Origin of the sequence: Mesorhizobium sp. M7A.F.Ca.CA.003.01.2.1 (genome assembly GCF_003998945.1) — a bacterium.
In the GTDB taxonomy this organism is placed as follows: domain Bacteria; phylum Pseudomonadota; class Alphaproteobacteria; order Rhizobiales; family Rhizobiaceae; genus Mesorhizobium; species Mesorhizobium ciceri.
Window position 1 is genome coordinate 1 of record NZ_RZRA01000266.1, and the last position, 6,086, is coordinate 6,086.

At 63.4% G+C, this 6,086-nt stretch carries 5 protein-coding genes, 1 tRNA gene and 1 pseudogene; 5 read left to right on the forward strand and 2 right to left on the reverse strand.

Going from position 1 to position 6,086, the window contains the following annotated elements:
• The 3 genes and pseudogenes from EN969_RS36005 to EN969_RS13210 form a co-directional block, all read left to right on the forward strand.
• A pseudogene (locus EN969_RS36005) lies at positions 1-171 on the forward strand (acetyl-CoA carboxylase carboxyl transferase subunit alpha); the annotation flags it as partial.
• Positions 172-388: 217 nt separating this feature from the next.
• Positions 389-1,687 carry a murein L,D-transpeptidase family protein gene (locus tag EN969_RS13205; RefSeq protein ID WP_013529353.1) on the forward strand — a complete coding sequence of 433 codons (1,299 nt, stop codon included), beginning with the start codon at positions 389-391 and terminating at the stop codon, positions 1,685-1,687.
• Between the two features lie 8 nt (positions 1,688-1,695).
• Entirely contained in the window at positions 1,696-1,932 is a 237-nt protein-coding gene (locus EN969_RS13210) for a sulfurtransferase TusA family protein (protein ID WP_024503732.1), read from the forward strand.
• Between the two features lie 10 nt (positions 1,933-1,942).
• Here the strand turns inward: EN969_RS13210 and EN969_RS13215 are convergent, their stop codons facing one another.
• Together EN969_RS13215 and EN969_RS13220 are read right to left on the reverse strand one after the other, a co-directional pair.
• Positions 1,943-3,052, reverse strand: a complete 1,110-nt coding sequence (locus EN969_RS13215) for a GTP-binding protein (protein WP_027162928.1) — start codon at positions 3,050-3,052, stop codon at positions 1,943-1,945.
• 3 nt (positions 3,053-3,055) lie between these two features.
• Positions 3,056-4,219: a D-alanyl-D-alanine carboxypeptidase family protein gene (locus EN969_RS13220; protein ID WP_013529350.1), complete on the reverse strand. Its 1,164-nt coding sequence runs from the start codon at positions 4,217-4,219 to the stop codon at positions 3,056-3,058.
• Positions 4,220-4,432: 213 nt separating this feature from the next.
• On the opposite strand from EN969_RS13220, the gene EN969_RS13225 reads away from it, so the two are divergent.
• The gene (locus tag EN969_RS13225; RefSeq protein WP_063169116.1) at positions 4,433-5,596 is read left to right on the forward strand and encodes a M20 aminoacylase family protein; all 1,164 of its coding nucleotides are present in this window, start codon (positions 4,433-4,435) and stop codon (positions 5,594-5,596) included.
• Positions 5,597-5,679: 83 nt separating this feature from the next.
• Positions 5,680-5,756: transfer RNA gene (locus EN969_RS13230), tRNA-Arg, on the forward strand.
• Positions 5,757-6,086: the final 330 nt, after the last annotated feature.

Sequence of the window (6,086 nt, forward strand, 5' to 3'; positions counted from 1 at the left end):
ATCGACGCCATCATCCCCGAGCCGCTCGGCGGTGCGCATCGCGGCGCCGAAACCGTGATCGCCGCGACCGGAGACCTCATCGCCAGGACGATGAAGGACTTCGCCGGCGCCAACACCGATTTCCGCGAACAGCGCCGCGAAAAATACCTGGCCATGGGCCGCAGTCTCTGACCACAGGCACCCTTGGCCGCAACAATGTGGCGGAGCGGAGCATTTTTGCCACAAAAATGCCGCTGCATTCGGCTCAATGAGACTGCCGCAGGGGGATGCGTCGGCACTTGCGGTAAGGAATTTATTAGGGTTAACGGGCTTAGGGTCCGTCGATGCGCAGTGTAGCAGCCGGGGCAGGAAACGTCCTGGCGCCAGAGAAAAGACGATATCCGTAGCCATGTTTGTCAAGCTTGCCCGCACCGGAATCCTGATCGCTGCCCTCGGCGTTGCCGGCTGCAACAATTCGTCGATGAAGGATTTTGCCCCGGAGGCCAACAAGCCGCTGCCCGACAAGATCCTCGCCGACATGAGGGCCAAGGGCATGGTCCGCACCTCGTCGGTGATGGCCCGCATCTTCAAGGAAGAAGGCAAGCTCGAGATCTGGAAGGCCAAGACCAACGGCCGCTATGACATGGTCGCCAGCTACGACATCTGCAAATGGTCGGGCAAGCTCGGGCCGAAATACACCGAAGGCGACCGCCAGGCGCCGGAAGGCTTCTACACGGTGCGCCCGGCGCAGATGAATCCGCGCTCGAACTACCATCTGTCCTTCAACATCGGCTATCCCAACGCCTATGACCGCGCCAACGGCCGCACCGGCTCCAATTTGATGGTGCACGGCGCCTGTTCGTCGTCGGGCTGCTATTCGATGACCGATGCGCAGATCGAGCAGATCTATGCCTTCGGCCGCGATGCTTTCCAGGGCGGCCAGACCGAGTTCCAGATCCAGGCGTTTCCGTTCCGCATGACCGCCGCCAACATGGCGCGCTACCGCAACGACCCGAATTACGACTTCTGGAAGATGCTCAAGGTCGGCTACGACAATTTCGAGATCACCAAGGTGCCGCCGAAGGTCGATGTCTGCGAGAAGCGTTATGTCTTCAACCAGGTAGCCGCCGACGGTCAGACATTCGATCCGACTGGCGCCTGCCCGGCGACGACGCAGCCTGATTCGCTGAAGAGCGCCTACAATTCCTACATGAGCACCTATGACGCGGCGTTCAGCGGCGCGGTCAAGGCCAGCGTGCCGGCGCCCAAGCCGACCATCGCCGGTATCAAGGAAGCCAGCATCGTCTCCGACTGGTCCAAGCGCCGCGCACGCGGCGAACGCGTACCGATCGATCCGCCGTCGCTCAACAATGACGGCTCGGTCACCGAGACGGCACGCATGGGCCGCATCGATTCGCCCGCCGGCCGCAAGATGGCGGCTCTTGATGCCGAAAAAGCTGCCAAGCAGAAGGCCGAGGAGCAGAGGCTGGCTGCCATAGAGGCGGCCAAGCAAGCCAAGGAAGCCGCCAAGGCCCAGGCTCTGGCCGAAAAGGAGGCCGAGAAGGCCGCCAAGGAGGCCCCAGTCGCCACCGCGACCATCGCGGCCCCTTCGGAAGCGGCGCCAATGGCTGAAACGCAAGCGGCGAGTGCCGACGAAAGCCGGGTGACGAAGCTGAAGAACAAGCTGCTCGGCATGTTCGGCGGTTGATATCGCCCGTGGCTGATCGCGCCGCTATTTATGACCTCAAGGGGCTGAACTGCCCCTTGCCCGTGCTCAAGGCCAAGAAGCGCCTCGCGGGGATGCAACCGGGCAGTCGGCTCTGGTTGGAGACCACCGACCCGCTCGCCGTCATCGACATTCCGGCATTCTGCTCCGAGAGCGGCCACCAGTTGATTGAAACGGCCGCGGTCTCCGGCGGCCATCGCTTCCTGGTCGAGCGCGGCGCGCCGTAATCGTTGGGAGCTACCGCCCGGCGATCGCCAGCGGATTGTTTTCCAGCGCCGCGCGGTCGGGCGTGTCAACCGACGGCCGGTCGGTGAAGGCGGCGAACAGCCTGCGGATATAATCTTCCGGCATGTCGAGCGTGATCAGCACCAGCCGCGTGCCACGCTGGCCATCCGGCCAGGACGGCAATTGCACCGGCGGATGCAGGATCTTCTGCACGCCATGGATCACCAGCGGCCGCGACGGGTCTTCCCTGAGCTCGATGACGCCCTTCATGCGCAGCAGGCGCTCGCCATGGGTCGAACGCAGCAGGTCGAGGAACATCTCGATCGCCGAAAACGGCACCGGGCCGTCATGCACCAGCGAATAGGAGCGCACGCGCTGATCGTGACGATGGCCGTGGTCATGGCCATGCTCGTGATCATGACCAGCATGATGGTGATGATCGTGCGCCGCTTCCTCGCCAAGCCAGCGCCGCACATCGGCGGATTTGGTTGCCGGGTTGTAGAGGCCGCAATCAAACAACGCCGCCACGCCTGTCTCCGTGTCGCCGGCATCGAGCAGTTCGGCGCCCGGATTGATCTGCCGCAGGCGCGCCCGCAGCATTTCCAGCTCATTGGGGTCGGTGGCCAGATCGGCTTTGCTGAGCACGATGCGGTCGGCGACGGCAACCTGCTTTACCGCCTCGACATGGGCATCGAGCGTGGCGTTGCCGTTGACGGCATCGACCAAAGTGATGACGCCGTCGAGCCGGAAGGCCTGGATCAGCGCCGGATGCGCCATGATCGACTGCAGCACCGGCGCCGGGTCGGCAAGGCCGGTGGTTTCGACGATGACGCGGGCGAGCCGGGCAATGCGGCCGGTCTGCAGCCGGTCGACCAGGTCGGCCAGCGTATCGACCAGTTCGCCGCGCACCGTGCAGCACAGGCAGCCGTCCGACAGCTGGATGATGCCGTCGGAAGACTGCTCGACCAGCAAATGGTCGATCGCCACCTCGCCGAACTCGTTGATGATCACCGCGGTGTCGGCCAGCGCCGGATCCTTGAGCAGCCGGTTGAGCAGCGTCGTCTTGCCGGCGCCGAGGAAGCCGGTCAGCACCGAGACTGGGATCGGGAAGCCGCTGCCCATTGGCTAGTTCGCAACCTTGACCGGCTGGTCGCCCTGCGCGGCGGAGCCGGCAATCTTCGGGCCGGTGCCGGCCGGTGCCGGCCTGTCGGGCCGCCAGCTCGGGATCGGCACATCGGCAAATTCCTGCGCGCCCTGGTCGAGGATGGCCTTCGGCGCCGGACCGGTGGCGCCGCCAAGGCCGACGGCAACCAGCGTCGGCACATGGTCGAGCTTTTCCTGATAGGGTGATTTCGGCACGTTCTTGGCGGCGGCCGGCGGCGCCTCGGATTGCTCCTGCGGCGTCTTCTTCTTGCAGACCTCGTCCTGCATGTCGTTGGGTGAGACCGTGTCGCCATAGGGCGCCAGCGTGGTGACGGTGGCCGAGCCGGCGACAGGCGTGTCGAACCCCTGATCGAGCAGTTTTGCCGCCGTCTCGGCGCGGGTGACCGCCGACTTCTCGCCAAGCACAACCGCGACCAGCGTGCGCCCGTTGCGCGTCGCCGAACCGATCATGTTGAAGCCGGAAGGGCAGACAAAACCGGTCTTCATGCCATCGGCGCCGGGATAGCGGCCGATCAAGAGATTGTAGTTGGGGATCGCCTTCTTGCCGACGGCAAGGCCCTCGATCGAGAACCACGGCACATATTGCGGAAATTCGCGGCGGATCGCCATCACCAGCACGGCGAGGTCGCGCGCCGTCGTGTACTGATCCGGCGAATAGAGCCCGTTCGGATTGACGAAATGCGTGCCGTTCATGCCGAGCCGGGTCGCCTCGGCGTTCATCCGGTCGGCAAAGGCCGCCTGCGAACCGCCGACATTTTCGCCGACAGCCATGGCAATGTCGTTGGCCGATTTGACCAGCATCATCTTCAGCGCATTGTCGAGCCGCATCACCGAACCCGGCTTGAAGCCCATCTTGCTTGGCGGCTCGGCGGCGGAGTGTTTGGTCACCTTGATCGGCGAATCGAGCTGTACCTCGCCGGCCGCGATCGCCCGAAAGGTGACGTAAGCGGTCATCAGCTTGCTCAGCGATGCCGGATACCAGCGCTTGAACGCATCCTGATGCTGCAGGATCTTGCCGCTGCCGAGGTCGAACACGACCACCGGATTGGCCAGCGCCGGCCCGGCCACAACCGACAGCGCGATTGTGCCAGCCGAGAATAGTTTGAGGAAATGCCTGTACCGCATGATCAAATCCGAAATCGCCTCTTGCCGTAGTCGCCCCTGGCTCCGTAAGATTTCATTACGCGATCGCCAGCATATGGTCCGACCCTCAAAACCCGGACCCCATTGTTGCGGTGCTATTTACTCTATGTGACGCCAAGATGGCAAAGTGCCTGGCGATCACAATTGCAAGGCAGCGGCCAACACCCGCCGTCCCAACAGCGAGATGGAACCATCATGCCAATCCTGAACCGTGCCGCCGAAATGCAGGACGAAGTTGCCGGCTGGCGCCAGCATCTGCACCAGACGCCAGAACTGAACTTCGACGTCTTCAAGACCGCCGCCTTCGTCACCGAGAAGCTGAAGGCTTTCGGCTGTGACGATGTGGTCACCGGGCTCGGCAAGACCGGCGTGGTCGGCATCATCCGCGGCCGCCAGGGCGAAGGTCCCACCATCGGCCTGCGCGCCGACATGGACGCGCTGCCGCTCAACGAGATATCAGGAAAGCCCTACGCCTCGACCATCCCCGGCAAGATGCATGCCTGCGGCCATGACGGCCACACGGCGATGCTGCTGGGTGCGGCCAAATACCTCGCCGAGACGCGCAACTTCACCGGTTCGGTGGCGGTGATCTTCCAGCCGGCCGAAGAGGGCGGCGGCGGCGGCAACGAGATGGTCAAGGACGGCATGATGGAGCGTTTCGACATCTCCAGGGTATTCGGCATGCACAACATGCCGGGCCTGCCTGTCGGACAGTTCGCCATTCGCCCGGGCCCGATCATGGCGGCGACCGCCGAATTCACCATCACCGTGCGCGGCAAGGGCGGCCACGCGGCGATGCCGCACGGTACGATCGACCCGATCGTCATCACCAGCCAACTGGTCGGCGCCTTGCAGACGATCGCCTCGCGCAGCACCGATCCGGTCGAGGCCGTGGTGGTGTCGGTGACCAAGTTCCACGCCGGCGATGCCTACAACATCATCCCCGAAACCGCCGAAATCGCCGGCACCGTGCGCACCTTGCGAAAAGAAATCGCCAAGAAGTCCGAAGAGCGCATCCGCAGCATTTGCGACGGGCTGGCGACCGCGTTCGGGGCCAGGATCGAGGTTGACTACCAGGCGAATTATCCCGTGACCTTCAACCACGCGGAAGAGACGGTGTTTGCCGGTGACGTCGCGATGAGTGTCGCTGGCGACGCCCATGTCCACCGCGGCATCCAGCCGGTGATGGGCGGCGAGGATTTCTCCTACATGCTCGAAGCCCGCCCCGGCGCCTTCATCTTCATCGGCAATGGCGACACCGCCGGTCTGCACCACCCGGCCTACGATTTCAACGACGAGGTCATCCCGCACGGCATGAGCTACTGGGTGAAACTGGCTGAAACCGCGCTGGCCGCCTGACAGCGGCAGCGCAAAGCCGGCCGAATTGCCTTCGGCCGGCCTCTTGGCGAAACGATCCGAAGCGGCTATGTGTCTGGCCGCGTGGTCCCGTAGCTCAGTAGGATAGAGCGGCAGATTCCTAATCTGTAGGTCACAGGTTCGATTCCTGTCGGGATCACCATGCTTTGCATCAGCTTAGCAAATTGACGTCGTACTTTTCGCGAAACAGTACGACGAATTCTAATCTCGGCGGGAATGCATCACCGAACAAGGAACGATCAGCTTCACTACGAAGAGCGGGCACTACAATGGCCCTTTGTCTGGCCGAAGGCTGCCTGCAGGATCACTAGGAGCTGATGGTTGACCGTGGTGCGCTGTGACCTAGCTTAAAGTTCATGATGGACAGTCCTAAGCCCGGAAATGGCGAATTGTCCGCACCGGCGAACTCTCGCGAGGTTGCTATGCAGAGGCGCAAACCGGCGTTTCAGAGCCCTGCATGCGTCCTTGCTCG

Bases quoted from the DNA above. Each gene is read 5' to 3' on its own strand.
- EN969_RS13220 (WP_013529350.1), bottom strand. From the start codon at position 4,219: ATGCGGTACAGGCATTTCCTCAAACTATTCTCGGCTGGCACAATCGCG.
- EN969_RS13225 (WP_063169116.1), top strand. From the start codon at position 4,433: ATGCCAATCCTGAACCGTGCCGCCGAAATGCAGGACGAAGTTGCCGGC.
- EN969_RS13215 (WP_027162928.1), bottom strand. From the start codon at position 3,052: ATGGGCAGCGGCTTCCCGATCCCAGTCTCGGTGCTGACCGGCTTCCTC.
- EN969_RS13205 (WP_013529353.1), top strand. From the start codon at position 389: ATGTTTGTCAAGCTTGCCCGCACCGGAATCCTGATCGCTGCCCTCGGC.